Genomic DNA, 1760 nt, shown 5'->3' on the forward strand with positions numbered 1-1760 from the left:
CCCCCCGGTTGAATACCGCCAGGCCATCGGAAAGGTAGCGTAAAATCAGTCCAAGAAAAGGTCCGTACGCCCCTTTGAAAGAGGCTGAAAATTAAGAGTGATTTAAGGTACTCCTTTTACAATTAAAAATTAAATAAACCATTTTCAAGGAGTGCTAATATGAAGAGGTTGAACACTTTGATGGTCGCTCTGACTTCGTTGATCACGTTTACGTTGCTGATGGGCAGCTGTGATCTGCTAGGAGACTCGGACGATAACGAGAAGAACCCTCGGGTTATAGTTCAGAATTACAACGAAGAGGGAGATGCCGGAGATAGGACTATCTTCAACTTTAATAGCGCGGGAAAAATTGCCAACAGAGAAGAGATTAGGACAAACGGCAGACGGACCCTGAGAAAATATACCTTCAATGATGATGGAGACATTATTAAAGGGGTATTCAAAAAATATGATGGATCGGGTGAATTGACTCATTCTTCCGAAAGAACCTTTGAATACATTAATATGGGTATTGCAGGAGATGAAATTGTGAGAAAGGATGGTTCTACTACTGACAGACGAATGACTATAACTGGCTATGATAACATACAATTGAGATTTGATGGGTCGCAAAGTGTAGATTATCTTTATCATTATGATGGTGACAATGAACGGTGGGATCGCATTGAACACAAAAAGGGCAATTACGACACATTTTTCCATTACAATGAAGATGGTCAACTGGAGTATACAGCTGGCAGCACGTTTACTGAACGCTTCATTTACCAAAATGGGAAGCTGAGTGAAGTTGAAATCCGAGCAACAGGCGGGAGACCCCATACGGAATTTGACGAAATGGCTTTTATTGTACGCCAAGGCATTACATGGCGAGGGTCACCAACCACAGATCTTTTGCATCCAGCCTTTGGTGATATTTACGGCTACGGCTTAACCTTTAATATGATTGGTCGGAGCTTGTGGCACAACTAAAATCTCGCTGCTCTTTCCACTAAACCCCAAGGGCTAAAGGGCATCACCCTTTAGTAAGCGATCCACCAACTCCCAAAACCACGTCTAAGCCGGTAGCGCGTGGTTTTGGGGGCAGCCCCTCGGTGCCGGTGGAGCGCGTAGTCCGCCGCGATGACCAAGTATGGCAAGTCTCGAGCGGGCGTGATCGCGTGGAGGATGTATACGACAAGATTTCCAGGACGGACAGGAGGCCGAACGCAATCGCAGAAACAGGTTGGAACGGCTGGGAGGCGAGGTTCAGTCCAAACTGTTTCGCGATTCAGATGGAATAGCTATCGGATAGAGCTATCTGGCGAAAAAAGACAGATACATGATTTCCTCGAGAGCGCAGGACTCCCTACGGTGAAGAATCCCGGCCCGTGGTNCACGACGATTGCAGATTCTGCAATGTCAGGCATTCAGCCGGCCGGAGAATCAACAGGATCCGCCGCTGTCCGCATGTGTGCAACGAAGCCACGCCCATGGTGGTTATGCAGGGAAAACCCTCCGAAAAGCCCGCAGCCGCGTTCCTCTCTACGGGTTCATGCGTTATCCTTTATTGCGAATGCAAATAATGTATCATATAATTCAATTCCGTTTGTTTGATGAAGCTTGAATATACTGATATGTGCGACGGTTTCGGTACCTTGACCNGGGGTGGAGAATAGAGAGGTGGAGAAGTGAAGATGTATCGTATTTATCGTGCTGGTATCGTTGGGGTGGTAATGGTGATTACCGCGACCCTCGTGTTTACCGGGTGTCCCAATGTGCTT

The 1760-nt window shown here is 46.9% G+C and carries 1 protein-coding gene; it reads left to right on the forward strand.

What is annotated here, in order from left to right; genetic code table 11:
• Positions 1–159: 159 nt before the first annotated feature.
• Positions 160–969 (forward strand): hypothetical protein, encoded by an 810-nt coding sequence (locus B071_RS0112095; protein WP_018527338.1) that lies wholly within the window; start codon positions 160–162, stop codon positions 967–969.
• Positions 970–1760 lie beyond the last annotated feature (791 nt).

The sequence above is a fragment of the Alkalispirochaeta alkalica DSM 8900 genome, assembly GCF_000373545.1.
GTDB lineage: Bacteria > Spirochaetota > Spirochaetia > DSM-27196 > Alkalispirochaetaceae > Alkalispirochaeta > Alkalispirochaeta alkalica.